Source organism: Novosphingobium sp. ERW19 (assembly GCF_012641315.1).
GTDB lineage: Bacteria > Pseudomonadota > Alphaproteobacteria > Sphingomonadales > Sphingomonadaceae > Novosphingobium.
Genome location: NZ_JABAIC010000001.1, coordinates 22408 through 48330 on the forward strand (window position 1 = coordinate 22408; position 25923 = coordinate 48330).

Consider the following 25923-nt stretch of genomic DNA (forward strand, 5'->3'; position numbering starts at 1 on the left):
CGCTCAGGGCTTCATATCCCGCCAGCGTTGCCAGGATGCCGGATCAGCAGGCTTGCTGCCCGCGTCTCCCAGCAGCCAGAACCTGAACCAGTCGAAGTTGCGCAAGTTGGCCGCCAGCTGGTGACGCGGTTGCCACTTGAGGTGCATTTCGCCGGGAAAAGCCCAGAGTTCGACTGGTTTCCCGGCGTGCTGCAGCCGCGCAAGGAGCTCGACGTTGGCGCGATACTCCTGTTCGGGCAATTGCATCAGCAAGGGCACCGAGATGCGGTCGGCATTGAAGGAAGGGGATACGCGCCTCCACCCGGCCTGATCCGTATCGGGATCACCCAGGCCCCAGGCCGACTTGAGCATGGCGGGCACGTCGCGCCCCGCGACGGCATTGAACCAGTAGTAGGTTGGCGTCACCATGACGTTGGCTACGGCTGCGACCTTCAGCAACTTTGTGTGCATGGCGAGCCAGGCTGTGACTTCGCCGCCGAAGCTTACCCCGCCCATGCCGACGCGCGAGGCATCGATCCTGCCCTGCCCGGACAGTTCTCCGATGATCGCCTCGATCCCGCTGGCAGCGACCCTGTAGGCTTCGACGTTGTCCCCGCCGCCCGCCAGGCCGGGATGACGATTGATGCACAAAGCCGCGATTCCCGATGCCGCGAGATCGCGCAAGGGATACTCGTCCCCCGTTCCTCCGCGCAGATACCCCTCGCAGGAATAGTAGGTAATGAACAGCGGCACCGGCCCGGTTTGGCCTGGCGGCAAGGCCAGATAGCCCGAGAACGTTCGCCCTGCGCGGTCTTGCCAGACCCGCCGGTCGAAGCGGATAGTTGGGTTCTCGAGTGGCGGATTGGGCGCGCTTAGGACCTGCTCATGGCGTGTTGCCAGATCAATTGCCACCACGCGCGGCGGCGCGTTGGCCGAGGAGGCGACGCAGATGAGCCTGCGGGTCAAAGCTGCGCAGGCCTTGCCGTTGTCTCCGCCATTGCGTTCGCCCGAACTCTGGAACACCTCCTCGACCTGCCCACTGGCCAAGTCCCATCTTGCCAGAGTGCTGCCACCGTCGCGATTGCGGCTTTCGAAAATCAGGGCATTGTCCGTGCCAGCCCAGGCGACTGAGCGCGCCCGGGCGGCTGTGCATTGCACGGCTTCGCAGCGCGCAAGTTCCTTCCCTTCGGCATTGATCACGGCCAACCGCCACGAGAGGCCTTTCGACAGGACAACCGCCATGCCCCTGGCATCGCCGGAGGGCTGGCGCAGGGCGACGTACCAGTCAGCCAATCCTTCGAGCGAGCGCGGGCGGGAGGCGTAATTGCGAGCTTCTTCGGCTGTTGCGTCGCGGATTGTCGCGAGGTCTTGTCCAAGCACCTTGAGCCTGGGCTTGCCCGCGGCGATGACGCCGCCTTGCTCGAACCAGACACCCTGGAGACGTCCGCTGGCCCAGCGGCCATCGATGCGATCGCCACGATACAGCGGCCGTTGCGGGTCGACCGACGCATCGATCCGCGTTCCGCTATCGTACTCGGCCTGCTCGGCTGCCTCGATCGCGGCGCGCTCCGGGCCAAACCCGAGCAACCATGTCTTGCCACCTGCAAGCGGGATCATGTCCCTGACATTGCCAGCCTCGCTGGTAACTTGCGCAGCGCCTGAACCATCGGTCGCCGCCTGCCAGACCTGGACTTGCCCGCCTGCGATCTTGCGAAACAGCACGGTTCTGCCATCGCGCGTCCACTGCGCGCCTGAAGTCAGGGGAAAGCCGTTGAGCCATTCGATTTCCCCAGCATCAGCGATGCGTCTGGCAGGCGCTGAACCGTCAGACGGCGCCACAAGCCATGCGACATCATAGTCGTTGCGGTCGACCGAGGCGCGGTACTCGCGCCAGAGGGCAAGCGTGCCATCCGGCGAGATGGAAGGGCTGTCGATCCGCGTGATTTCTATGGCGGGCCGGATCCCGGCCCCGTCCGCAGCCTGCGCTGCAAACGGGACCAGGGCGGCCAGGGCAAGCGACAGCGGGGCTGGATGCCATCGCTTCACCATGACTTGGTCACCTGCACCGCGACAAACCGTCCGACCGCGCTTGCCTGCTCGGGATCGAAGCCGGCTGCGCTGAACGGGGTGCGATTGTTTACATAAGGCGGGTCGCGATCGAACAGGTTCGTGATGCTCAAGGCAAAGCGCGTGCCCGCCAAGGCCCCGGCTTCATCTCCAAACCGCTTGGAAAGCGTAAGATCGACTGTCGTCCAGCTTGCAACCGGCTCGACCGGTGCCACCGCCGTGTTGCGATAGCCCGCCATGTGATTGACGAAGGCTGTGGCCCCGAAACCGTCCTGCTCGAACCCGGCGCGCCCGCGCAAACGATAGCGCACCGGGTTGCCGATCGTCCCGAGCGCCTGCGTGCGCGGAGCAGCCGACGTCAACTGCTGCGTCAGGTGGAACAGCCAGCTCCCCGATGCACCAAGCGAAAGCGCACCTCGGGCTGTCTCGTGGCGATAACTGAGATCAAAATCGATCCCGTCGAGATGGTTGCGTGCCAGGTTGGCGTTGCGCGCATCGATCACGTAGCGGATCGAGCCTGCAGCAATGCCGAAGGGATTGCTGAAATCGGGGCTCGCATAGAAGCTTGCCACTTGCGCTGGCGACGGATTGGCCGTGATCAGCGGCTCGTAACGCGACCGCTGGGCCAGGAACGTGAAAGCATCGACCGCGGGATTGAAGATGCGATCCTTGTAAGAAATGTCGAAGTACGTGGCGCTCATCGAAAGCCACGGGATCGCAGGCGGTTTGAAGTCAAAACCTGCCGTCCAGGTCCGCGCGCGTTCCGGTCCGATCCCCGGATCATTGCCGAACAAGGCAATGACATTGCTGCTGCCGGAGGGCGAACCGGGGTCTGTAACGGGTATCGGCACGACCTGGCTGAGCCCCGGGCCCTGGCGCACGTCGAAGAAGCCGGGTGCTCGAAACGAGGTGCCATACGACCCTCGCAGCGCAAGGCCTTGCACAGGCTCCCACGTTAGTCCGACCTTGGGGTTGGTCGTCGTCCCGAAATCCGAGTAGTGCTCAATGCGTCCTGCGACCGACAGGTCGAGCCGATACACGCCCGCAATGCCCTGCTCGGGGCCAACCAGCGGTGCACGAAGTTCGGCAAATCCCGCAATCACGTTACGCGCAAGCGGATATCCATTGTCGCCACTCGCGACAGGAACGAGCGTCGTTTCATCCGCAAGGCTACGCGAGCCGTAGCCCTCCTCGCGATACTCTCCCCCGAATGCCAGCGTCAGCGCTCCCCCTGGAAGCGTCAGGAGCGGCCCGTCGAACTTGAGACCGGTGGTCGTCTGGCGCGCTCGCGCACTTGTCCGCGATGATCCGCGCACATAGTCGATCGTGGCTGCGCTGGTGTAAGAGCCGTCACCGAACAGATTGAAGGCCTTGGCCGGATCGGGATCTGCGAGAGCCTGCGCGAGCCGGGCGCGATTGACGAGATTGTCCCGCAGCAGCTCTTCATGCTGGACGCCATGATTGCCGTAAGCCTCGGCCCGCCATGCCCCGAAGCGTGCTTCCAGCGCACCCGCAACCGTCCAGTTGGTGACATGCGAACGATTGACCGTGGCCCCGAGGTCGTCCCGGAAATCATAACCGACGCTTATGGGCTGCCCCGTTCCGATTGGATCGACATAGAACGGGTTGCTCGCGGGCACGGTAACCTGCGATCCGAAGACGATGTAACGCTGGTCCGAGCGGCGGTCGGCCGCAAAGCCCTGAAGCCGCATCGTCAGCCACGACGACAGGTCCTGTTCTAGCGCGATAAGCCCTGCGTGACGTCGTGTGCGTGGCAGGATGTCGGTCAGGCGCCGACCGTCGCCAAGATTGCGCACTCCGGCAAGCAGATCGCCTGGCGCAAGTGCCCTGCCATCCTGTCCGGCCGGTATGCCGAAGATAGCGCCGTTGGCTGCAGTTATCGTGCCGGGGTTGGCGAAGGCCTGACGATAGTCAGGGCCCCCAAAGCGGGTAAGGTCCTCTGTTGCGTAATCACGGTCCTGGGCCCCGAGGCGGTCGCGCCGGTAGAACTCGTAAGCCGCCATCAGGCTGCCGCTGTTCCAGCGCAGACCTGCCAGCTGACTTGCCTGGACCTCGCTGAAGCCGTCAGCCATACCCACCCGAAACGATGTCTCGGCACCTTCATATCCGCGCCGCAAGCGTACGTTGACCACGCCTGCAACAGCATCGGAGCCGTAGATGGCTGACGCACCATCTGCGAGGACTTCGATGCGTTCGATGGCACTGGCCGGTATCAGTGAAATGTCGACGATGGAGCTCGCGGCTCCCAGCGCCAGCCGATTGCCATCGACGAGCGTCAGGGTCGAGGTCGTGCCAAGGCCGCGCAGGTTGATGCTGGCACCCGAACCGATATTGGCATTGGCATTGTTCCGCTGGGTAAAGCCGAGCGTGCCTTCATTGGGGCCCCCGCCGAAGTTCTGCGGAAGGACCGATACCAGGTCCTGCACTGTGGCCCTGCCGCTTTCCTGGATCGCCTTTCGGTCGATCGCGATCACGGCAGCGCCCGCCGGCGCCGAACCGCGAATGCGCGTGCCGGTTACCACGATATCGTCAGCCGTGCTGTCTGCGGATGCCCCGCGCATTGGCGTTGACGATCCTTCAGAGCGGATTGCGTAGCCTTGGCTCGTCGCGATGCCCTGAAGCCCTGAGCCTTCGAGGATTTTGCCCAGCGCGCCTGCGAAAGTGTAGGTCCCCTGCACTGCAGGAGCGGTTCGGCCCGCCACAAGCTTGTCGTCTGCGACGATGGTTGCACCGGCCTTGGCGGCAAGATCGTGGAGCGATCGCGCCATGGCCTGCGCCGGCAGGTCCAGCGCAAGGGTATCGGCCTCCTGCGCGCCCGCAGGTGCTGCCGCCAACAGAGGTGCCGCCAGCATTGCGATGACCATGGCATGCGTTGATGTCTTGAACGTCATGATTGCCTCCCTCGCGTCCATCTCAGGGGACGCGCATCGGTTGGGACGACGTCGCGCGAGAACACCCGCCAGAATTCTTTTCGGCGGGCATCGTCGCGGACGGCCCGCAGCCGGTCAGCCGGTCACCCCGTGACTGTGGAGATCATGCCGAGCCGTCAGCGCGCACCGATCCACCGCCGCCTTTCCTCTGTCCGGGAAGCGAATGAGGTCTCTTGCATCCAGAGGAGCCGCCGGTCGGACGGCACGCGGATCTTTCACACGGTCCGCGAGGGGGCAGGAAGCTTCAGGCCGTGTCGATCACCAGCATGCCGGGGTGCTGCGTCACCCTGATTCCGCCCAGGGCCTCGAGAATGCTCGCAAAGCCTACCGGATCGTCGAGGCGGATGGCACCTGCCAGAGTCCTGTTGGCCAGTGCAGGACTTGCGAGGCGAAGCTGAACAGCATTGCGCGCGTTGAGCAGGCTGACCGCCTCTCCCAGGGATATGCGGTCACCGGTGGTCATTGGAGGTTGTGCAGAAGAGCTTCGCTCGGAGCGATGCTCGGTCCCGGATGGCCCGGCTTCGATCATGTGCGCCCCGCGACCAAGGGTGTGCCGAGCGCCATCGGTGTTCTGCACCTGCACTTGGCCATCTACGACCTCGACGCGCAGACCATTTGCGGCGAGCGCAATTTCCACCGTGCCTGCAGCACTGTCGATCCTGGTGCCTGCACTCATGATCTGCATCGCATCCGTGCCGCGCCGGGCCACACGGATACGAACGCGACCGGCATCAATCGTAACCAGGCGGTTAGCGGGAGTGATGTTGGTTCGTGCCTTGCTTGGCCCGTTGAGTGTCAGGGAGCTTCCATCGACAAGCTGCCATGTCCGTGTTTCACCTGTGGCCGTAGTGTATGTCCTGGCCTCAACGGTGGTTCCAACGCCGATTACCGGGTGGTCCCCTGAAAACCGCATTGTCAGCAATCCCATGCCAAGCAACAGGCACGCGCCGACGGCGGCAAGCTGTGTGCTGCGTTGCAGGTGCAACGGTGCACGGGTCAGCTTGCGCTGCTGGCCAAGGGGGCTCTGATCGAGCGCCAGGCTATCGCGCCACGCGCGCTCCACTTCGGCATACGCGAGACGATGTCGCAGATCGCTGGCAAGCCAGGTCTGAAAGCCGGGCGCACGCGCTTGACCGGCGTTCTCGTTGCGCGCCAGCCACTCTGCCGCTTCATCGCGGATCTTGCCGGGAATGGGTTGCCTCTTCACGCGCGGTCAATCCTCGGCGAGATGCCGCGCCAGGGCCTTGAGCGCCCGGCTCATCTGTTTCTCCACGCCCCGCACGCTCAACCCCGTCTGTTCTGCGATCTCGGCATAGCTATAGCCATCGAGCCGACGGGCAAGGAAGATGTTTCGCGTGAGCGGCTTGAGACGGGAGAGTGCCTGCTCTAGCCGGGCGAGGCGATCGCGCGCTTCGAGTTGCGATTGGAGATCACATCCAGGATGGATATCCTCGAACGGCTCATGGCTGTACTGGTGCTGACGCAACTCCTGCCTGACCAGGTCCTTGCGCGCATTGTCTGCGGCAACCCGTACGTACCCGGACAGATTCTCGATCTGGCGCTGACGGTTCGCCATGAGCCGCACGAACACCTGCTGGACGAGATCTTCGGCCAAGGTCATTCCGGTCTTTCGAGCAAGTTTACGGAGCAGTGCGGGGCACGAGTGGCGGTATTCCGCCTCGATCGCCGCCACGTCGGGTGGATGCGCTTGTGCGGTGTTCTGACTATGGCTGTCATGGCCTGCCTGTGCTGCAAAAGGATTCGTCAATCGCCAAGCCCCAGCCTGCGAGGCATTCCGGTGGTTGGCCGGATCCTGAGAACACGTCTGGAGACATGCGCCTTTGCCTTTGGCCCCGAAGGGCTTGGACATGGACAAAGGCGATCCGGCCGTATGCGACGGCAGAAACGGGAAAGCTACCAGAGCAAGGTTCTCAGGCCTCGACGCAGCACATCTACGCTACGCCTTTGAAAACTATGACAGTGCGGTTTCGATTGCAACGACAAAGCTTCTGTTGGGATGACATTGGATACGGTAGCGTTGCGCCCTCCGGCGGTGTCGCCGTTGGACGAAATCGGCTGCAAACTCTTTTGGCAGGGTTAGTGACGGAGGAGCGTGGACGATGTTGTTGACGTTGCCGGAACAACAATCGCTAATTGTCGGAGGGCCGATAGCGTGACGCCCCTTTGTCTCAGCGGTCTTGGCGCAATCTCTCTAACCGAAACCAAGGCCAGATCAGTTTGCGACTGTCCATCTGGCTCCTGCGTCTTACATTCCACGCCTAAGCCGGATAGATGCCCACAGAGCGTTCGATTGGTACACGCGGACACTAGGGTTTGGTTTGCATGGACGTAGTGCGCAAGCGCCCACTCGCGCGCCGGGAGAGTACGGTGACACGACGGCTTAGAGCATCAGGAATTTTGCTAGAGAGTCGTCGTGGCTGGCTATTGAAGACGGACGACGATGCCATCTGGGTCCTAGATCACGAGCACGAACAGGACTTCGCAGCAAATCTCAGGGTGATCGTCGAAGGGCAGATCTTCGGTCTAGATCGCTTGCGCGTTGATTGGATCGGCCCGCAAGAAGAAGTTTCCTGACCTGCAGGCCTACGCGCTAAAAAAACAGCGCTTTAGACAATACGCACCAAACGCCATCCAGGTCGCACATTTGTCACCGAGATGGATATGCGAGCAACTTCGAAGGATGACAAAAATCGTTAATGAGCATTTCTGACCATGCTTCGGCAATCTCTCGTCGCCTGCTCAGATACCCGGCTCGGTTATAGACACTTTCGGAGCCGGACACACCGTCCGGCACATGAGCAAGCATGAGATCGATGACATGTCGATCGGCAGGCGTACCGTTCCTCTCTGCCCATTCGTTCATGATGGTCGAGAAGGATGCGCGCCATCCGTGCGGCACGTGGCGGCCTTGGTACCCGCAGCGATTGTAGAAGTAGCTGAGGGTGTTTTCACTCATAGGTTTACGGGTATTCCGGTTGGTCGGAAAAACCAGTGGTCCGTCACCCGAAACAGAATGAGCTGCCTGAAGGACCGCTACCGCTGCTTTTCCGAGAGGAACGATATGATCATATGCCATGTCCCCCTTTAGCTCGGTAACCAGCTTCATCCGTGCTGCCGGGACGCGCCAAATTGCGTCCGGGTGAACTGTCTCTGCATCGTACCAGTCAATGCCTTCAAGCTCGGACCAAGGCATGCTGCGGATCATGCCAGGTCTTTGCGCCGTGAGGGCAAGAAAGCGCGATGCAAGCTTCGTGAGCGGCGAGGCAGGCTCTACCTCTGTCTTCCGGATCATATCATGAAGCTCGGCGAGAGTTAAGAGAGCAGGCCGCTTCCGCGATCGTGGCACTGGCTTCAACGCTTTGGCAACAATCGCGGCCGGGTCGCGATTGGAGGCTCCCTCCGCAATCGAGTGAACGAAAACAGCGGACATGCGCTGCCTCACGCGATGTGCAGTCTCGATTGCGCCACGCTTTTCAATTTTTCGAAGTACTGCGAGTACAAGCGGTTCATCGATCTGCGTGACGGGTACATTGCCGAGCCACGGGAACACCTCCTTTTCAAGGCTGGTGATGACATCCTTGGCATGTACTGCTGTCCAGCGCTTCTCCTGCAACCCAAACCACGTTCGCGCCATCGCCTCAAATGTGTTCGCCGCTGCTGCCGCATTTCGAAGAGCTTGCTTTTTCGCTTCCAGACCCGGGTCTCTGCCTTCTCTGAGAAGCTTTCTAGCGTCAGCTTTGCGATCTCGCGCCTGGGCTAAAGTGACCTCTGGATAAGGGCCAAATACCAATCGCCGCTCTTTGCCCGCAAAACGATACTTCAAACGCCAACTTTTGTGGCCCGATTTCGATACGAAAAGGTAGAGCCCCTCCGAATCCGCAAGCTTGTAATCACGGTCTTTAGGCTTCGCGTTGCGAACTGCCATATCGTTGAGCATGGATGCCCCCAAATCTGATTTTCGCTGCCCCCAAAATGCCCCCATTTCTCTCTGGAGGCATACGGAAGCATTAGAACAAACAGGGAACTGTATAGCTCAAAAAGCGCCGAAAATCAACATTTTCTGGGGTTTAGCGGAAGCTTGTAGACAGGTGGCTGGCGGAGAGGGTGGGATTCGAACCCACGGTACGGTTGCCCGTACACCGCATTTCGAGTGCGGCGCATTCGACCACTCTGCCACCTCTCCATGGTGCCAATCTGGGTGCCGCAAGGGGCGTTCCCGGTCGAGGAAGCGCGCCGTTAGCGCATGCAAACCGGCTTGCCAAGTGGAAAGCGGAAAGCTTTTTCCACAGGAGGCCCTCGCGACGAACCTTTATTGGCAAGCGGCTTGTTTGCACCGCGGCGAAACCCTATATCCCGAGGCATGGATCGTGCGAGTTTCTTTTCGCCACAAGCCGGACGCGATATTTCGGCTCCCCCCGTCTCATCGGCGCGCTTTTCGATCGGCGACGTGGTGCGCCATCGCATGTTCGGCTTCCGCGGCGTCGTCTTCGATATCGACCCGGTCTTCGCCAACAGCGAGGAATGGTACCAGTCGATCCCCGAAGACATCCGTCCCCCGCGTGACCAGCCGTTCTATCACCTTCTCGCCGAGAACGACGAGAACAGCTATGTCGCCTATGTCAGCCAGCAGAACCTGCAGTCTGACGCCGAGGCCGGGCCGATCGACCACCCTTCGCTGGACGAGATGTTCGAAGGTTTCCGCAATGGCCGCTATCGGCTGAGGCGCAGCCTGTCGCACTGACGCGCAAGACTGACGCACAGGGGAGACCCCGCTCTCCCTTGTGGCGAGAGCGCGCTCGTCAGTTCTTGAGCTTCCAGCCGGACTTGAGCAGCCCGTAGAGCAACGCGGCCAGCGCGACATTCACCACGCCAAGGCCGATTGCGCCGTGCAGCACCGCCATGTTCGTATCGCCGATGTCGCTCTGCCCGAGAAAGCCGAAGCGGAAGCCCGAGATCACGTAGAAGATCGGGTTCAGCCGGCTCACGGCCTGGAACGCCGGGGCAAGGTTGTCGATCACGTAGAACGTGCCTGACAGCATCGACAGTGGCGTGATGACGAAGTTGGTGACGGCTGCGTTATGATCGAACTTCTCGGCCCAGATCGACGTCAGCACGCCGACGATGGCGAGCAGGATCGAACCCATCAATCCGAACCAGACGACCGCCCACGGATGCGCGATCTTGAGCGACACGCCCGGCCAGAGCAGCATTGCCCCGGCCACCGCAAGGCCGACCAGAACCGCGCGCGTTACCGCAGCGCCGACCAGCGCCGCCATCAACTCGCCGGTAGAGATCGGCGGCATCAGGTAGTCAACGATGGTGCCCTGGATCTTGCCGCCCAGAAGGCTGAAGCTGGAGTTGGCAAAGGCATTGTTGATCATGCCCATCGCGATCAGGCCCGGCGCGACGAAGCTCGCAAAGTTCACGCCAAGGACCATGCGCCCGCCATTGGCCCCGCCGCCGAGCGCCAGCGTGAATATCATCAGATAAAGCAGCGTGGTGACCGCCGGAGCCCAGATCGTCTGGGTCTGGACCTTGAAGAAACGGCGGACCTCCTTCATATAGAGAGTCCACAGCCCCAGCCTGTTGAAGCCGCGGAACACCGGTTGTCCGGGCGGGGCAAAGGTTCCGGCGTTGCGGGTTGTCGCCCCTTCACGGGGTAGCGGTTGATTGGCCATGGCCATCGCGGTATCGCGCTGGCACGCCGATGGCAAGCACGTGTCGGAACTTGCCGACCGGGCAGATTTTAACGGCCGGAGCATTCCGGCACGGAAGGAAACGTGAAGGCATGAGCTGGACCGAAGAGCGGATCGAGAAGCTGACCAAGATGTGGGAGGGCGGGTCAACCGCCAGCCAGATCGCCGATGAACTCGGTGGCGTCAGCCGCAATGCGGTGATCGGCAAGGCGCATCGCCTCGGGCTCAAGGCGCGCCCCTCCCCGGTCAAGGCCAACGACAAGACGGATGCGTCGGCTTCTCCGGCGGCGCCCAAGGTCGCCAAGCCCGCCGCTCCGACTCCGGAACCCAAGGTCGCCGCGCCGCGCCCGGTCGTGGCAGCGGCACCGCCAGCCCCGGCACCGGCACCGCGCGCCGCTCCCGCACCGGCTCCTGAAGCAAAGCCTGCCAGCGATGCCGCACCTGCCGCTCCTCAACCGCGAATCGTCTCGGTTGGCCCCGGCGGCTTCCTGCGTCAGGGTCCCGGCGATCAGCAGGCGCCCATTCCGCCCGCTCCGCCGCGTCGCCTGGTTCCGGCACGACCCAGCCCGGAAATCGCGGACAAGACCAGCCTGCTCGATCTCAACGATCGCATCTGCCGCTGGCCGATGGGCCACCCCGGTGAGCCGGACTTCCACTTCTGTGGCGACAAGGTGAATCCCGGTTTCCCCTATTGCGTCGAGCATTGCGGCCGCGCCTATCAGGCGCAGCTTCCGCGCGGCCATCGCCGGCCTCCCCCGCCGATGCCTTTCGGCGGTCCTCGCGTGCGCTGAATCGGCCTCAGGACGAACACGTATTCCCGGAATTCTGCGGCGCCGCGTGGTTAATCCCACGCGGCGTTGGCCGTTCTGGGAAACATGACAAATGATCCTTCCTCGCGCGGGTCCCGGTCGCGCCTGCTCAGATGGTTCGGCCTTGCCGGCGATACGGAGTTTCAGGAGGATTCGCCGGACGTTACGAGTTTCGTGCGCGACGTGACAGCCAGGGAAATCTGGCTCCCGGCCAAGCGCCGGCTCCTGGCGAAAGTGGCTGACTTTCTGATCGATCACGATCTCGAAGTCATGCCGTGGACGCTGGAAATCGCCTATGACTGCGTCACCGGGGCCAAGCCCAAACTCGCCCAGATGATCCTCGAACGCACCGAGGCTGGGCAGGCCATCTCCATCGTGTGGCTCGAACAGGTGCTGCGCGAAGAAGAAGGCGAGAGCTCGTCCGAACTGCTTGCGGCCCTCATGGCGCGCCTCGAAGGCACGCTTGAGGAGTTCACCAGCGCCACGACACATGCCAGATCCGCGACCACCGAATATGGCGTTGCCTTGCAGCAGCACGTCGATGATCTCGAACAGGTCGGTCGCGCCGGCGCGGTGATCACCGAACTCGCGGCACTTGCCAAGGCGATGATGCAGCGCACGCGCGAGATCGAGCATAACCTCAGCGAATCCGAACGACGCGCGATAGAGCTGCAGACCAGCCTGGACGAGGCGCGCCGGGTGGCCGACGAAGACCACCTCACCGGCCTGCCCAACCGCCGCGCCTTCGAAGTGCTGTTCGAAAAGGAATACGCCGCGGCCAAGGAGGCAGGCGAACCGCTCTGCGTCGCCTTCTGCGACATCGACCACTTCAAGCGCATCAATGACAGCCACGGCCATGCTGCCGGTGACCGCGTGCTCAAGATCGTGGCAGAAACCCTCAGCCAGATCTCGGACGCGCGCTGTCATGTCGCTCGCCATGGCGGCGAGGAATTTGCCGTCCTGTTCCGCGCGCTGACGCCGCAAAAGGCCTGGGATCGGCTCGACCACGCCCGCGAGACAATTTCCGAAAGACGCCTCGTCAACCGGGCGACCGACATGCCGTTCGGCAGGGTGACATTCTCGGGAGGCGTCGCCGACGTGTTTGCCTACAAGACGCGAAGCGATGCCCTGCGAGCAGCCGATGAGGCCCTCTATGCGGCAAAGCAATCGGGCCGGAACTGCATCCTGATGGCCGGCGAGACCCCACCGCCACTGCGCGATGCGGCCTAGCCCTTACCCTGAACTGCGGGACTTGCTGGTCTTTGGATCAGCCATATTGTGAATTCTGGCTGCGCTGGAATGCGAACCGCGGAACGCGGCCTTCAATCATGTTCCCCTTCAGCGCGATCCGCATTTCGTCTGCGCCTTCCTCGCGCGTACAGACCAGTCGCGTGCCGCCCGAAGGCAGGACTTCAAGCGCACTGATTGCGACGCCGGACTTTTCACAAAGTGCGCGGACGCGGGCTTCGTTCAGCGTGGTGTTCATGGCTCGGCTCATGCGGGTTACTCCGTTGCGAACACGCTGAATGGCGCGTCTTGTGTGCTTGATGGTGTCCAGGCGTCGGCAGCAGCCCGGTTTTTCATGCAGCTCACGCTGCAACCGGCATGACCGGCTCCGGGGCTTGCAAGTTTTCTGGTGATTTCGACGGCCTGGTCCCACTGCGTAAGCGGGAGCGCACAGGTCTCTCAGCCGGTGATGCCTACAATGGTCATCTCACCGATACCTTGCAGTGGACCCGTGGCGGGACAATAGCAAACGCAAACTGCCCGGGGTCGCGTCTGGACGGTAACACCCAGGGTCGAGCACGTTCCTGCAAACGAAAAAGGCCCCACCTTTCGGTGGAGCCCCTTTCTGCCTGGCCTGCAGGCCGTTCCTCAGTCGTCAGACTTGAGGAACGCCGGCATGTGGTCCGGAGCCGGGCCGTCTTCACGGTCACGACGCGGGCGATCACCGCCCTCGCGACGGGGGCCACGGTCGCCACGGCCACCACGGTCGTTGCCGCGCGGACCACGACGGTCGCCGCGATCTCCGCGATCACCGCGCGGTTCACGCGGTTCGCGGGGCGGACGGGTGTCTTCCAGCTCGCCACCGGTCTCCTGATCGACGACGCGCATCGACAGGCGAACCTTGCCACGCTGGTCGATCTCGAGGACCTTGACGTAGACGTCCTGGCCTTCCTTCACGACGTCGGTGGGCTTTTCCACGCGCTCGTTCTTCATTTCCGAGACGTGGACGAGGCCGTCCTTGCCACCCATGAAGTTCACGAAAGCGCCAAAGTCGACGATGTTGACGACCTTGCCCTTGTAGATCTTGCCGACTTCCGCTTCCTCGACGATGCCAAGGATCCAGTTCTTCGCAGCTTCGATCTGGGTCAGGTCCGAGGACGAGATCTTGATCAGGCCTTCGTCGTCGATGTCGACCTTCGCGCCGGTGGTGGCGACGATTTCGCGGATCACCTTGCCGCCGGTGCCGATGACATCACGGATCTTCGACTTGTCGATCTGCAGCGTCTCGATGCGCGGAGCGTGGGCCGAAAGCTCGGTACGTGCCTCGCCCAGGGCCTTGGTCATTTCGCCGAGGATGTGCGCGCGGCCTTCCGAGGCCTGACGCAGCGCGACTTCGAAGATCTCGCGCGTGATGCCCGCGACCTTGATGTCCATCTGCATCGTGGTGATGCCTTCAGACGTGCCAGCCACCTTGAAGTCCATGTCGCCGAGGTGATCCTCGTCGCCAAGGATGTCGGACAGGACGGCGAACTTGTCGCCTTCAAGGATGAGGCCCATGGCGATGCCCGAAACCGGACGCTTCACCGGAACGCCCGCGTCCATCATCGAAAGGCAGCCGCCGCAGACGGTGGCCATCGAGGACGAACCGTTCGACTCGGTGATGTCCGAGAGGATGCGGATCGTGTAGGGGAACTCTTCCTTGGTCGGCAGCACCGGGTGCAGCGCGCGCCATGCCAGCTTGCCATGGCCCACTTCACGACGGCCCGGAGCGCCGAAACGGCCAACTTCGCCAACCGAGTACGGCGGGAAGTTGTAGTGGAGCATGAAGTTTTCATAGCGCAGGCCTTCGAGGCCGTCGATCATCTGCTCGGCGTCCTTGGTGCCCAGCGTGGTCGTGCAGATCGCCTGCGTCTCACCGCGGGTGAACAGTGCCGAACCATGCGTGCGCGGCAAGAAGCCGACCATCGCCTCGATCGGACGGACCTGCGTGGTGGTGCGGCCATCGATGCGCTGGCCATCCTTGAGGATCGCGCCACGGACGATGTCGGCTTCCACCTTCTTCATCGTCTTCATCGCGACCATCTGGGTCTGCGCGCCTTCTTCCGCGAACGCAGCCTTCGCCTTGGCGCGGGCTTCGTTCAGGGCGTTCGAGCGGGCCGACTTGTCGGTCAGCTTGTAGGCGGCGGCAACGTCCTTGCCGACCAGGTCCTTGAGCTTCTTCTTGATGTCGGCAGTGTTGTCCGACAGGTCGATGTCCCAAGGGTCCTTGGCAGCCTTCTCGGCCAGCTGGATGATCGCACCGACGACCTTCTTGATCTCGTCATGCGCGAACAGCACGGCGCCGAGCATTTCGTCTTCGCTCAGTTCCTTGGCTTCCGATTCCACCATCATCACGGCGGTGTCGGTCGCGGCAACCACGAGGTCGAGGCGGCCGTCGGTCAGCGCCACGTCCTGCTTCGGGTTCAGCACGTATTCGCCATCGACGAAGCCGACGCGGGCAGCGCCGATCGGGCCCATGAATGGCACGCCCGAAATGGTCAGCGCAGCCGATGCGGCAATCATCGCGACGATATCGGGTTCGGTCTCACCGTCATAGCTCAGGACCTGGGCGATGACGTTGATTTCGTTGTAGAAACCTTCGGGGAACAGCGGACGGACCGGACGGTCGATCAGGCGGGAAACAAGCGTTTCCTTTTCCGTCGCGCCGCGCTCGCGCTTGAAGAAGCCGCCGGGAATGCGCCCCGCAGCCGAATACTTTTCCTGGTAGTGGACGGTCAGCGGGAAGAAGTCCTGGCCTTCCTTGACCGACTTTGCCGCGGTGACCGCGCAAAGCACCACGGTTTCGCCATAGGTGGCGATGACCGCGCCGTCAGCCTGACGGGCAATGCGGCCGGTTTCGAGGGTGAGGGTCTTTCCGCCCCACTCCAGCGATACTGTCTTGACGTCGAACATTTCGTTTCCTTCAGCCCGCGCGCCCTATTGCGAGCGGGGTTTGCTGCCGGGGAATGCCGTCCCGGTCCGGTGTGGGGCCGTTTGTCTTGCCCCAGAGGCACCTCGCCGAATTGCGAGGACGCCTGTTGTTTGGTCGCATCGCGAAAAGCGAAAACCGGTTCCCACTTTTCGCGCGATACTCCCAGAAAGCAAAAGCGGCCCGCTTGGGGCCGCTCCGCTGGTTACTTGCGAAGACCGAGCTTCTGGATCAGGTCGTTGTAGCGACCCACGTCCTTCTTCTTCAGGTAGTCGAGAAGCGAACGACGCTTGTTGACCATCATCAGCAGGCCGCGACGCGAGTGGTTGTCCTTGTGGTTGGACTTGAAGTGCTCGGTCAGCGTCTGGATGCGGCTGGTCAGGATCGCGACCTGGACTTCCGGCGAACCGGTGTCACCCTCGGCGCGAGCGTGAGCTGCAATGACTTCCTGCTTCTTTTCTGCGGTAATCGACATGTATTCTACTCCGCGACATCCTGTAAGTTGAAGCCCCGCTGGACCTTCAGGCTTCCGCCCGAAAGCTCCACCAGCGCGACCGGCACAGATCCGGCCTTCGCCCAGTAAAGCCCGTCCTCGAAGGGCAATCCCGCCAGAACGCGGCCCTGTCGGACCGCCCTTGCCTGCTCGGGATCGAGGGAGAGAGCCGGGATGTCGACCAGCCCTGCCTCCAGCGGCAAGAGTATGTGTTCAAGGGGCGCGCCTTTACCCACATCGTTCAATTTGTCCAGCGAAATCGCTTGAGCAATGTCGAACGGCCCAGCCTTCAGGCGGCGCAACATGGTCACGTGACCCACGGTGCCAAGCGCGCGAGCGATGTCTCGGGCCAGGCTGCGGATGTACGTTCCTTTGGATACATGGGCAGTGAGGGTCAGTTCTTCAACCCGGCCAGCGCCCGCAATAGGATCTGCCTGTAGCGAGAAGATCGTCACATCGCGCGATCTGAGTTCAAATGCCTCACCCTTGCGCGCAAGGTCATAGGCCCGTTCACCATCAACCATCAGCGCCGAATAGGCTGGCGGCACTTGCGCGATAGGCCCGGTAAAGCGCGGCAGGACTGCCTCGATCTCTGCCCATGAGGGCCGGACATCGCTTGTCGCCACGACCTTCCCCTCAAGATCGAGTGTGTCAGTCTCCTCCCCGAAACGGACCGTGAAAGCATATATCTTGCTGGCATCGAGCATCCGCCCGCACAGCTTGGTCGCCTCGCCAATGGCAATCGGCAACACACCTGTCGCCAGCGGATCGAGCGTGCCGCCGTGTCCAACCTTGCACTTGCCGAAGCCTGCAGCCCGCAAGTTGCGCTTCACCGCCGCCACGCCCTGCGTCGAGCCAAGCTCAAGCGGCTTGTCGAGTATGATCCAGCCATCGACCATGATCAGATTGGCTCAGGCCCGGCCACCAGCATGGCAAGATTGGCAAGCTGCTGGCCCATCCAGTCCACCGGCGGCCCGATCAGCCGCTGGACCAGATGCAGGTCTGGCGCAAAATAAGGCAGGATCACCAGAAGACCGAACACCACGAGCAGCCCGAACGGTTCAAGCCGCGCATAGCCCCGCGCCAGCGGTGCCGGCAGCGCGCCCATGACGATCCGTGAACCGTCGAACGGCGGGATCGGCAGCAGGTTGAAGGCGCCAAGGAACAGGTTCACCAGCAGGAAATTGCGCAAGTTGTCCGAAAGGAACAAGGCGCCCAGACCCGGCTCACCCATGCTGTCGGTCGCCCGCACCAGCACGCCGAGGCCGATGGCGGCGATTGCTGCGAGAATGAAATTCGTCATCGGCCCTGCTGCGGCCACCAGCATCATGCCAACGCGCGGGTTACGCAAACGGCGGAAGTCCACCGGCACGGGCTTGGCCCAGCCGAACACGGGCGCACCGCTCAGCTTCAGCAGCCCCGGCAGGATGATCGTGCCGAAAGGATCGACATGGCGCAGCGGGTTGAGGCTCAGCCGCTTCTGCTCGGCCGCCGTAGGATCGCCCAAGGCCCGCGCCACCCAGCCGTGCGCCACCTCGTGGAACACGATCGCCAGGATCATCGGAATTGCGATCGTGGCAATCTGCCAGACCAGACCTTCGGGGTTCATTTCGTCTTGCTCATCCAGTCGTCACGCAGGATCGAAAACAGCACGGTATCGCGCACACGGCCCGTCCACGTCCGACGCTCGTGCCGCATCACGCCTTCCTGCACTCCGCCAACCTTCCTGACCGCAGCCTGACTGCGCAGGTTCATCGTATCCACCTTGAACGCCACGCGCTCCAGCCCACAAGCAAAGGCGTGGTCGATCATCAGCCGCTTGAGCCGTCCGTTGAGGCCGGTGCCGCGAACCGACGGCACGATATAGCTGTTGCCGATCTCGATCGACCAACCCGGCGCGCCATGTTCGATCCACGCCGTCATGCCGACCAGCACCTCGCCCGAAAAGACAGCATAGGGCCGACGCTGCGGCGCAGAGTTCAGCAGGCTGTCGAACTGCGGATCGAAAGCCTCGCCCCGGTAGCTGAACGGATAGACGTCCCAGATCTCGTCGTCCTGCGCGCAAGCATGGCGCAGGCCCTCGCGATGATCCTCGCGCAGCAGCTCGAGCCGCAAGTCGCCCTCGGCAAGCGGCACGTACAGTCCATCTCTGCTCATGCCTTCATCGCCTCCGAAAAGTGCCTGCGGCAAAGCGCGACATAGCGGTCGTTGCCGCCGATCTCGGTCTGCTGCCCCGCCCGCACCGCCGCGCCGTTTTCATCCACGCGCAGGTTCATCGTCGCCTTGCGCCCGCAGTGGCAGACGGCTTTCAATTCCACGAGCGAGTCCGCAATGCCGAGCAGCGCTGCTGCCCCTTCGAACAACTCCCCCTGAAAATCGGTGCGCAGCCCATAGCACAGCACCGGCACCCCCGCCTCGTCGGCAATCCGTGCCAGTTGCCAGACTTGGGCCTTGGACAGGAACTGCGCCTCGTCCACCAGCACACACGACAGCGGCTGTACCACATGGGCAGCTTTCACCGCCGTCCACAGATCGGTAGCGTGCCCGAAACGATGCGCCTCGGCATGAAGGCCGATGCGGCTTTCGATGGCAAAGTCTTGCCCCTTGGCGCCGCCCCGGTCATCCAATGCCGCAGTCCACAGCATCGTCGCCATCCCCCGCTCGCGGTAGTTGAAGTCCGCTTGCAGGAGATTAGTGGATTTGCCGGCGTTCATGCTGGCGTAGTAGAAATAGAGCTTGGCCATTGCGCACAGCCATAAGCCGGACGTTCCGGATTGCCAGAGGGATCGCCGACCAATGCGCAGGAAAACTCGACAGACAATCGGCGCCCTGGCCCTCGCCGCCTCGATCCTTGCGCTGGGCGGCAATACACCGCCGCAGAAGTTGCGCTATCGCATCGACGCCCAGCACAGCGACGTCCACGCCCGTGTCGGCTTTTTCGGCATCGCCAGCAAGACCGCCCGCTTTCCGGCCATCAGCGGCGGCATCGAACTCGACCCGGCGCATCTGGAAAGCGTGAAGCTCGATGTCACGCTCGATGCAACCGCGCTCGAAGCCGGGGATTCCGTCACGCTCAAGCGCCTCAAGGGCCCGGACTTTTTCGATGTAGAGCATCACCCGCAGGTGCGCTTCGTCGGCCGATCAATGACGATGACCGGGCCTGTTACCGCAGTGGTCAGCGGCGATCTTACCGCCAAGGGCGTCACTCGCCCAACCACGCTCGATGTCAGCTTCACCGCGCCGCCCGCCAAAGCCAGCGGCCGCGAGGCGATCCGCCTGTCAGGCCGCGCCAGGATCGACCGCACCGAATTCGGGATGACCGCCTATCGCCTGATCGTCGCCAAGAGCGTGACCATCAGCATCGATACGCAGATGTTGCCGGCCTAGTCCTCCCGGCTCAATCCTCGAGGTCGCGCAGCACCTTGGGATCGGACAGCAACCGCTCGATCCGGCTTGCCTCGTCAAAGCTCTCGTCCGGCAGAAACTTGAGCTTGGCGGCGTACTTCAGCCGCAACCGCTGCGCCACTTCGCGCTGGAAATACGCCGTATTGGTCCGAAGCGCTTTGAGGACGACTTCCTCGTCCTTGCCCAGTAAGGCTTTCACAAACACCGTGGCGTGACGCAGATCGGGCGACATGCGCACTTCCGTAACCGAAACGGAGTGCGCGGAAAGCACGTCGTCATGCACTTCCTGCCGCGTCAGCAGCTCCGACAGGATATGGCGCACCTGCTCCCCCACCTTGAGCAGGCGGACGGAACGGGTTTCGGGGGTGGTCTGAAACTTGGCCAATTCTAACTCATCTTCGAAAGGATGCGCGCGATCGAGCGCACGTTGCGGGCGGTGCCCCGGCAACCGAGACGGCGCTCGATAAAGGCGCTCGTCAGCTTGCTTTCGGCAACGCTGCTTACAAAATCGATATAGATGCTGCGCTCGCCAATTGCCAGTTTCTCAAGTCCGCGCATGGCCTGGTCCGCTGCCAGCTTGTCGAAAGCGACCTGATCGGGCTGGCGTTCGAGGAACAGGGTGTGGACCAGATTGTCCTTGCCGATCCCGGTGAACGGATTTTCCTCCACGGCTTGTGCAATCGCCGCCCGATCGCGCACCGCAACAAAGCTCTTGATGTCGAACCGCTCGAGCATGACGTGCGCGAACAAGTCCTCCAGACCATCCAGCGGTCGCTCGTCATAATCGAACAGCAGGTTGCCGCTGGCGACCACCGTCTCCAGCCCGGTCAGCCCTTCCCGCTCGAACGCCCAGCGCAGATCCGCCATCGTCACGCGATTGCCACCGACGTTGATCGATCCGAACAGGGCAACATAGCGGGTCATGGTAGATGGCCGTTCTTGCAATTCGGGGAAACTTGCTGTATAGATGATGTCGCTACAGTTGATGGTTTCAAGATCACCATCCCGGAACCCGGACGCTGCTACGTCCGGGTTCTTTCTGTATTGGGGGTGCCGCTGCTACAGCACCCCCGCACTGGCTTTACTTGCGGCCAAGCTCAATCAGCTTGATCACCAGTCCGACGAAGCCAACGATCAATGTGGCCACGCCGAGAACCAGAAGCGCTACAGTTTCTAGTCTCAATAACATCACCTTCCCTTCTGTCGCCGGTAGCGACCTCGGAAAGACAATTTTTAAAGCTAGACCTGTGCGCCGTTAGTCCTGTGCTTTGAAGCTATTGACCAGTCAGACTGCCGCCAGAATGGCAGGACGCCCCGCCGCCCCTGAAGGCGGAGGGAGCATCCCCTTACATCATCAAAGCGTGCGGTCGCGCATCTCGACTTCGAAGACTTCCAGCTGATCGCCAGCCTTGATGTCGTTCGTGTCCTGCAGCAGCACGCCGCATTCCAGGCCTGCGCGGACTTCGGCAACGTCGTCCTTGAAGCGACGCAGCGAGGCGATGGTCGTGCGGCTGACGATGACGTCGTTGCGCGTGAGGCGCGCATGCAGCCCCTTGCGGATGACGCCCTCGACCACGAGCAGACCGGCTGCCTTGTCCTTCTTGCCCGCCGGGAAGACTTCCTTGACCTCGGCACGGCCCACGACCGTTTCGATCGCCTCCGGACCCAGCTCGCCCGCCATTTCCGAACGGATGTCGTCAGTAAGCTGGTAGATCACGTCGAAGTACTTCATCCGCACCTTGTTGCGCTCGATCAGCTCGCGCGCCTTGGCGTTGGGACGGACGTTGAAGCCGACGATCGGCGCGCCGCTGGCCTGCGCCAGGTTGACATCGCCTTCGGTGATCGCACCAACGCCGGATTGCAGGATGCGCACCTTGATCTCGTCGGTCGAGATCTTGTTGAGCGCATTGACGATCGCTTCGACCGACCCTTGCACGTCGGCGCGGACCACCAGCGGGTACTCGATGACCGTGTTCTTCGCGGCGAGCGCGGAGAACATGTTCTCGAGGCTGGCAGGCGCCTGCACGGTGCGCTTGGCGGTCGCACGTTCCTGACGGTACGCGGCCACTTCGCGGGCCCGGGCCTCGCTTTCCACCACGGTCAGCGTGTCGCCGGCCATCGGCACGCCGCCGATGCCGAGCACTTCGACCGGCAGCGACGGCCCCGCCGCCTTCACCTGGCGACCCTTGTCGTCGAGCATCGCGCGGACGCGACCCGACTGGGTGCCGACCACGAGGATGTCGCCGACCTTGAGCGTGCCGCGGTTGACCAGCACGGTCGCCAGCGGACCCTTGCCCTTGTCGAGCTTGGCCTCGATCACGGTGGCTTCAGCCGCGCGATCCGGGTTGGCCTTCAGTTCGAGCAGTTCGGCCTGCAGCAGGATCTTTTCGATCAGGTCATCCAGGCCCGCACCGGACTTGGCCGAAACTTCCACGTCCTGCACGTCGCCCGACATCGCCTCGACGATGATCTCGTGCTCGAGCAGGCGCTCGCGGATCTTCTGCGGGTTGAACTCGGGCTTGTCGGACTTGGTGATCGCCACGATCATCGGCACGCCGGCCGCCTTGGTGTGGTTGATCGCCTCGATCGTCTGCGGCATCAGCCCGTCGTCACCGGCAACAACCAGAATGACGATGTCGGTGACATTGGCACCGCGCATGCGCATTTCGGTGAAGGCTTCGTGGCCCGGGGTGTCGAGGAAGGTGATGAACTCACCGCCCTTGGTCTTGATCTGATAGGCGCCGATGTGCTGCGTGATGCCGCCGGCCTCGCCGCGCACCACGTCGGTCCCGCGCAGCGCATCGAGCAGCGAGGTCTTGCCGTGGTCGACGTGGCCCATGATCGTCACCACCGGAGGACGCGGCTGCAACGTGTCCTCGGCGTCAACGTCAGCCGCGGTGTCGATGTCGGCATCGCTGTCGCTCACGCGCTGGATGTTGTGACCGAATTCGGTGACCAGCAGTTCGGCGGTGTCCTGGTCGATGGTCTGGTTGATGGTGACCATCATGCCCATCTTGAACAGCGCCTTGACCAGGTCCGCAGCCTTCTCGGCCATGCGGTTTGCCAGCTCCTGCACCGTGATCGCATCAGGCACGACCACATCGCGAACCTGCTTTTCGCGCGGCTGTGACTGGCCGGCGAAGTGCGCACGACGTTCCTTTTCACGCGCACGCTTGAGCGCGGCGAGCGAACGGGCGCGTGCGCCTTCGTCCTCGTTCAGTGCGCGCGTGACAGTCAGCTTGCCGCCACGGCGGTCTTCGGTCTTGCGATCGCGCGGGTTGGCGGCGGGCTTCTTCGCAGCAGGCTCGGGCCGCTTGACCGGAACCGGCGACGCAACCGGCGTGAACCGGCGCGGTGCCGGGATTACCGGTGCGGCTTCCTCCGCCTTCGGCTCAACAGCCTTGGCTTCGACCGGAGCGGGCGCGACTTCCGGCTGCTTGGCCACTTCAGGCGTCGCGACTGGCGCAGGCGCGGGTGCAGGCGCAGTTTCGGGCTCAGGGGTCGGCTCTGCCACAGGTTCGGGCGCGGGCGCGGCTTCGGCCTTGGCCTTTTCCTCGGCGCGGCGACGCTCTTCCTCGATCGCCTTCAGCTTCTCTTCCTGCTCGCGGCGGTTCGCAGCTTCGAGCGCGGCGAGGCGGGCTTCCTCAGCTTCGCGCAGCAGGCGGGCCTGCATTTCCTGGCGGGTTTCGCGGCTGGCCGAGGGCGGCGGAGGCGGCGGCGGCGGTGGTGGCGGCGGCGCTACCGGCGCAGCAGCAGGTGCCGGTGCAGCAGGCGCAGCAACAGGAGCGGCCTCGCCGGGCCGGCCCATCAGCTTGCGCCGCTTCACTTCGACCACCACCTTGTTGGTGCGACCATGGCTGAAGGTCTGCTTGACCTCTCCCGCCTCCACCGAGGTCTTCAGACCCAGCGGCCTACGGCCCAGTGTCGGCTTCTTGTCGCTATCGCTCATCGAACTCATTCGCCCTTCGTATCAATATCGTCGTTCGCCACCGCACCCGTCCCGGATTCGGTGGCTTCAGTCTCGTTTCCGAGAAAATGTATCAGGCGCTGCAGCGGCGCTTGCAGCCTTGCGGCGGCAGCGGGGTCGGTCAGCGCGACGTGAACGACGTTGTCGCGGCCCAATGCCACAGACAGCGCCGCTCGGTCCAGCGGCAAGATCACACCTTTCATCCCCGAACCTTCGGCGCCTTCGCCCACCCGCCAGGCTTGCGCCAGCTTGTTGGGACCATCGGTGCCGGCGTCCGAGGCATGGCCGAGGAACGTCACCGCCCCTGCCCTGCAGCCTTGCGCAATCTTCTCCGTGCCCAGCAGCACATTGCCCGCCCGCAGCTCGATGCCGAGCCGGTCGGTCACCAGACGACGCAGCGCCTGTTCGATGCGGGATGGCAGATCGGTCGGGATGGACAGCGGCGCACCTTTGAAGGCACGCGCCAGCGCTCCCTTAAGTTTGCCATTGGCAACAGCTCTTTCAAGGGCTTGCCGGTCCACACCGATCCAGGCGCCGCGCCCGGGGGCACGCGCCATCACGTCGGGCAGCACGTCGCCGTCGGGCGAGATGGCAAGACGCATCAATTCGTCCCGCGCATCATGGCGCCCGGTCAGCACGCACTTGCGCTCCGGCGAGGCCTTCCTCGCCGGTGCAGTGCCGGAGATGTCGGAGCTTAGCGGCTCATTGTGAGGAATCCGCATCGGCGGCCTCCTCAACAGACGGTTCGTCTTCGAACCAGTGGGCGCGCGCGGCCATGATGATCTCGTTGCCCTGCTCTTCGCTGAGGCCATACTCGCCCAGCACGCCACCCTTGTCCTCGACGCGTTCGGGGCGATCGCTCTTTTCGCGCGGCCCCTTGTCGTTGCGACGGCGCTGCTCGGCGCGCTTCTTGGCAATGAGCTCGTCGGTGGCAAGGTCGGCCAGATCGTCGAGCGTCTTGATGCCCGCCTTGCCGAGCGTGACGAGCATCGCTTCGGTCAGGTGCGGCAGTTCGGCCAGCGCATCTTCGACGCCAAGGCCACGGCGCTGTTCGCGCAGGGCTTCCTCGCGGCGCTCGATCGCCTCGGCAGCGCGGCTCTGGAGTTCTTCCGCCAGCTCTTCGTCGAAGCCTTCGATCGTCGCCAGTTCGCTGGTCTCGATGTAGGCGACTTCTTCCAGCTCGGTGAAGCCTTCGGCCACCAGCAGCTGCGACAGCGTCTCGTCGACGTCGAGTTCTTCCTCGAACATCTTCGAACGCTCGGCGAATTCCTTCTGGCGCTTCTCCGAAGCTTCCGCCTCGGTCATGATGTCGATCGCCGAACCGGTCAGCGACGAGGCCAGGCGCACGTTCTGGCCGCGACGGCCGATAGCGAGCGACAGCTGGTCATCGGGCACGACGACTTCGATGCGGCTCTCTTCCTCGTCGATCACCACGCGGCTGACCGTAGCGGGCTGCAGCGCGTTGACCACGAACGTCGCGGTGTCCTCGCTCCAGGGAATGATGTCGATCTTTTCGCCCTGCAGTTCCTGCACGACGGCCTGGACGCGGCTACCCTTCATGCCGACGCAGGCGCCGACCGGATCAATGCTCGAATCGCGACTGATCACGCCGATCTTGGCGCGCGAGCCCGGATCGCGGGCAGCGGCCTTGATCTCGATGATGCCGTCGTAGATCTCGGGCACTTCCTGCGCGAAGAGCTTCTTCATGAACTCGGGGTGTGCGCGGCTGAGGAAGATCTGCGGCCCGCGGTTCTGGCGCTCGACCTTCATGATCAGCGCACGGACACGCTCGCCCACGCGCGGCACTTCGCGCGGGATCTGCTGGTCGCGGCGGATCACGCCCTCGGCGCGGCCGAGGTTGACGATGACGTGGCCGAATTCGACCGACTTGATCACGCCGGTGATCACTTCGCCGGCGCGGTCCTTGAACTCGTCGTACTGGCGGTCACGCTCGGCATCGCGGACCTTCTGGAAGATCACCTGCTTGGCCGACTGCGCGTCGATGCGGCCGAGGTCCACCGGCGGCAGCGGATCGACGATGAAATCGCCGATGGCCGCGCCCGGCTGCAGCTTCTCGGCGGCCTTCAGGTCAACCTGCTTGAAGTAGTCCTCGACCACCTCGACCACTTCCACCACGCGCCACAGGCGCAGGTCGCCGGTGCGCGGATCGAGCTTCGCGCGGATGTCGTTCTCGGCGCCATAACGGTTGCGCGCCGACTTCTGGATTGCCTCTTCCATCGCCTCGATGACGACCGACTTGTCGATCATCTTCTCGGTGGCGACCGCGTTGGCGATCGCAAGCAGTTCGGCGCGGTTGGCGGAAATCGCACTGGCCATGGG

At 63.2% G+C, this 25923-nt stretch carries 23 protein-coding genes and 1 tRNA gene; 5 read left to right on the top strand and 19 right to left on the bottom strand.

Annotation, left to right across the window (positions count from 1 at the left end; translation table 11 throughout):
* Positions 1 to 3: 3 nt before the first annotated feature.
* From HGI46_RS00105 to HGI46_RS00120, 4 genes are all read right to left on the bottom strand, one after another.
* Positions 4 to 2028, bottom strand: a complete 2025-nt coding sequence (locus HGI46_RS00105) for an Atxe2 family lasso peptide isopeptidase (RefSeq protein ID WP_168902635.1) — start codon at positions 2026 to 2028, stop codon at positions 4 to 6.
* Complete coding sequence (locus tag HGI46_RS00110; protein ID WP_158453963.1) at positions 2022 to 4958, bottom strand: TonB-dependent receptor; 2937 nt, start codon at positions 4956 to 4958, stop codon at positions 2022 to 2024. The genes HGI46_RS00105 and HGI46_RS00110 overlap by 7 nt, the downstream gene beginning before the upstream one ends.
* A 283-nt stretch (positions 4959 to 5241) precedes the next feature.
* Positions 5242 to 6204: a FecR domain-containing protein gene (locus HGI46_RS00115; protein ID WP_125955257.1), complete on the bottom strand. Its 963-nt coding sequence runs from the start codon at positions 6202 to 6204 to the stop codon at positions 5242 to 5244.
* A 6-nt stretch (positions 6205 to 6210) separates the two neighbouring features.
* On the bottom strand, positions 6211 to 6765 hold the full coding sequence (locus tag HGI46_RS00120) for a sigma-70 family RNA polymerase sigma factor (protein WP_240946508.1): 555 nt from the start codon (positions 6763 to 6765) through the stop codon (positions 6211 to 6213).
* Positions 6766 to 7340: 575 nt separating this feature from the next.
* On the opposite strand from HGI46_RS00120, the gene HGI46_RS00125 reads away from it, so the two are divergent.
* The gene (locus tag HGI46_RS00125; RefSeq protein ID WP_125955252.1) at positions 7341 to 7592 is read left to right on the top strand and encodes a DUF5818 domain-containing protein; all 252 of its coding nucleotides are present in this window, start codon (positions 7341 to 7343) and stop codon (positions 7590 to 7592) included.
* A gap of 73 nt (positions 7593 to 7665) precedes the next feature.
* Here the strand turns inward: HGI46_RS00125 and HGI46_RS00130 are convergent, their stop codons facing one another.
* Both HGI46_RS00130 and HGI46_RS00135 read right to left on the bottom strand, forming a co-directional pair.
* Positions 7666 to 8955 (bottom strand): integrase arm-type DNA-binding domain-containing protein, encoded by a 1290-nt coding sequence (locus HGI46_RS00130; protein ID WP_125955251.1) that lies wholly within the window; start codon positions 8953 to 8955, stop codon positions 7666 to 7668.
* A gap of 156 nt (positions 8956 to 9111) precedes the next feature.
* Positions 9112 to 9201, bottom strand: a tRNA-Ser gene (locus HGI46_RS00135).
* Between the two features lie 177 nt (positions 9202 to 9378).
* On the opposite strand from HGI46_RS00135, the gene hspQ reads away from it, so the two are divergent.
* Entirely contained in the window at positions 9379 to 9759 is a 381-nt protein-coding gene (gene hspQ / locus HGI46_RS00140) for a heat shock protein HspQ (protein ID WP_168902636.1), read from the top strand.
* A gap of 58 nt (positions 9760 to 9817) precedes the next feature.
* Here the strand turns inward: hspQ and HGI46_RS00145 are convergent, their stop codons facing one another.
* Positions 9818 to 10696: an ABC transporter permease gene (locus HGI46_RS00145; RefSeq protein ID WP_168903075.1), complete on the bottom strand. Its 879-nt coding sequence runs from the start codon at positions 10694 to 10696 to the stop codon at positions 9818 to 9820.
* Between the two features lie 110 nt (positions 10697 to 10806).
* On the opposite strand from HGI46_RS00145, the gene HGI46_RS00150 reads away from it, so the two are divergent.
* On the top strand, positions 10807 to 11505 hold the full coding sequence (locus HGI46_RS00150) for a GcrA family cell cycle regulator (RefSeq protein ID WP_168902637.1): 699 nt from the start codon (positions 10807 to 10809) through the stop codon (positions 11503 to 11505).
* An 84-nt stretch (positions 11506 to 11589) separates the two neighbouring features.
* Positions 11590 to 12753 (top strand): GGDEF domain-containing protein, encoded by a 1164-nt coding sequence (locus HGI46_RS00155; protein ID WP_168902638.1) that lies wholly within the window; start codon positions 11590 to 11592, stop codon positions 12751 to 12753.
* A gap of 37 nt (positions 12754 to 12790) precedes the next feature.
* Here HGI46_RS00155 and HGI46_RS00160 read toward each other — a convergent pair whose 3' ends face one another.
* From HGI46_RS00160 to HGI46_RS00190, 7 genes are all read right to left on the bottom strand, one after another.
* A complete protein-coding gene (locus HGI46_RS00160) occupies positions 12791 to 13021 on the bottom strand; it encodes a hypothetical protein (RefSeq protein ID WP_118072071.1) in 231 nt (76 codons plus the stop codon).
* Positions 13022 to 13398: 377 nt separating this feature from the next.
* Positions 13399 to 15702: a polyribonucleotide nucleotidyltransferase gene (pnp, locus tag HGI46_RS00165; RefSeq protein ID WP_168902639.1), complete on the bottom strand. Its 2304-nt coding sequence runs from the start codon at positions 15700 to 15702 to the stop codon at positions 13399 to 13401.
* Between the two features lie 221 nt (positions 15703 to 15923).
* Positions 15924 to 16193, bottom strand: a complete 270-nt coding sequence (gene rpsO / locus HGI46_RS00170) for a 30S ribosomal protein S15 (protein ID WP_039337765.1) — start codon at positions 16191 to 16193, stop codon at positions 15924 to 15926.
* A 5-nt stretch (positions 16194 to 16198) separates the two neighbouring features.
* On the bottom strand, positions 16199 to 17110 hold the full coding sequence (gene truB / locus HGI46_RS00175; RefSeq protein WP_168902640.1) for a tRNA pseudouridine(55) synthase TruB: 912 nt from the start codon (positions 17108 to 17110) through the stop codon (positions 16199 to 16201).
* Between the two features lie 2 nt (positions 17111 to 17112).
* Entirely contained in the window at positions 17113 to 17820 is a 708-nt protein-coding gene (locus HGI46_RS00180) for a site-2 protease family protein (RefSeq protein ID WP_168902641.1), read from the bottom strand.
* Positions 17817 to 18368, bottom strand: coding sequence for a GNAT family protein (locus HGI46_RS00185; protein WP_168902642.1), 552 nt, complete (start codon positions 18366 to 18368; stop codon positions 17817 to 17819). The genes HGI46_RS00180 and HGI46_RS00185 overlap by 4 nt, the downstream gene beginning before the upstream one ends.
* Positions 18365 to 18955 carry a thymidine kinase gene (locus HGI46_RS00190; protein WP_168902643.1) on the bottom strand — a complete coding sequence of 197 codons (591 nt, stop codon included), beginning with the start codon at positions 18953 to 18955 and terminating at the stop codon, positions 18365 to 18367. Before HGI46_RS00190 ends, HGI46_RS00185 begins: the two co-directional genes overlap by 4 nt.
* A 52-nt stretch (positions 18956 to 19007) precedes the next feature.
* Here HGI46_RS00190 and HGI46_RS00195 point away from each other — a divergent pair, with 52 nt between their 5' ends.
* Positions 19008 to 19598 (top strand): YceI family protein, encoded by a 591-nt coding sequence (locus tag HGI46_RS00195; RefSeq protein WP_168902644.1) that lies wholly within the window; start codon positions 19008 to 19010, stop codon positions 19596 to 19598.
* 10 nt (positions 19599 to 19608) lie between these two features.
* On the opposite strand, the gene rbfA is transcribed toward HGI46_RS00195, so the two are convergent.
* The 5 genes from rbfA to nusA all read right to left on the bottom strand — a co-directional run bounded on the left by rbfA (position 19609) and on the right by nusA (position 25920).
* Positions 19609 to 20001 carry a 30S ribosome-binding factor RbfA gene (rbfA, locus tag HGI46_RS00200; protein WP_168902645.1) on the bottom strand — a complete coding sequence of 131 codons (393 nt, stop codon included), beginning with the start codon at positions 19999 to 20001 and terminating at the stop codon, positions 19609 to 19611.
* 2 nt (positions 20002 to 20003) lie between these two features.
* Positions 20004 to 20540, bottom strand: a complete 537-nt coding sequence (locus HGI46_RS00205) for a DUF1697 domain-containing protein (RefSeq protein ID WP_168902646.1) — start codon at positions 20538 to 20540, stop codon at positions 20004 to 20006.
* A gap of 430 nt (positions 20541 to 20970) precedes the next feature.
* On the bottom strand, positions 20971 to 23565 hold the full coding sequence (gene infB, locus HGI46_RS00210) for a translation initiation factor IF-2 (protein WP_206065454.1): 2595 nt from the start codon (positions 23563 to 23565) through the stop codon (positions 20971 to 20973).
* 5 nt (positions 23566 to 23570) lie between these two features.
* Positions 23571 to 24305, bottom strand: a complete 735-nt coding sequence (locus tag HGI46_RS00215; RefSeq protein ID WP_168902648.1) for a DUF448 domain-containing protein — start codon at positions 24303 to 24305, stop codon at positions 23571 to 23573.
* On the bottom strand, positions 24286 to 25920 hold the full coding sequence (nusA, locus tag HGI46_RS00220; RefSeq protein WP_118072081.1) for a transcription termination factor NusA: 1635 nt from the start codon (positions 25918 to 25920) through the stop codon (positions 24286 to 24288). Before nusA ends, HGI46_RS00215 begins: the two co-directional genes overlap by 20 nt.
* Positions 25921 to 25923: the final 3 nt, after the last annotated feature.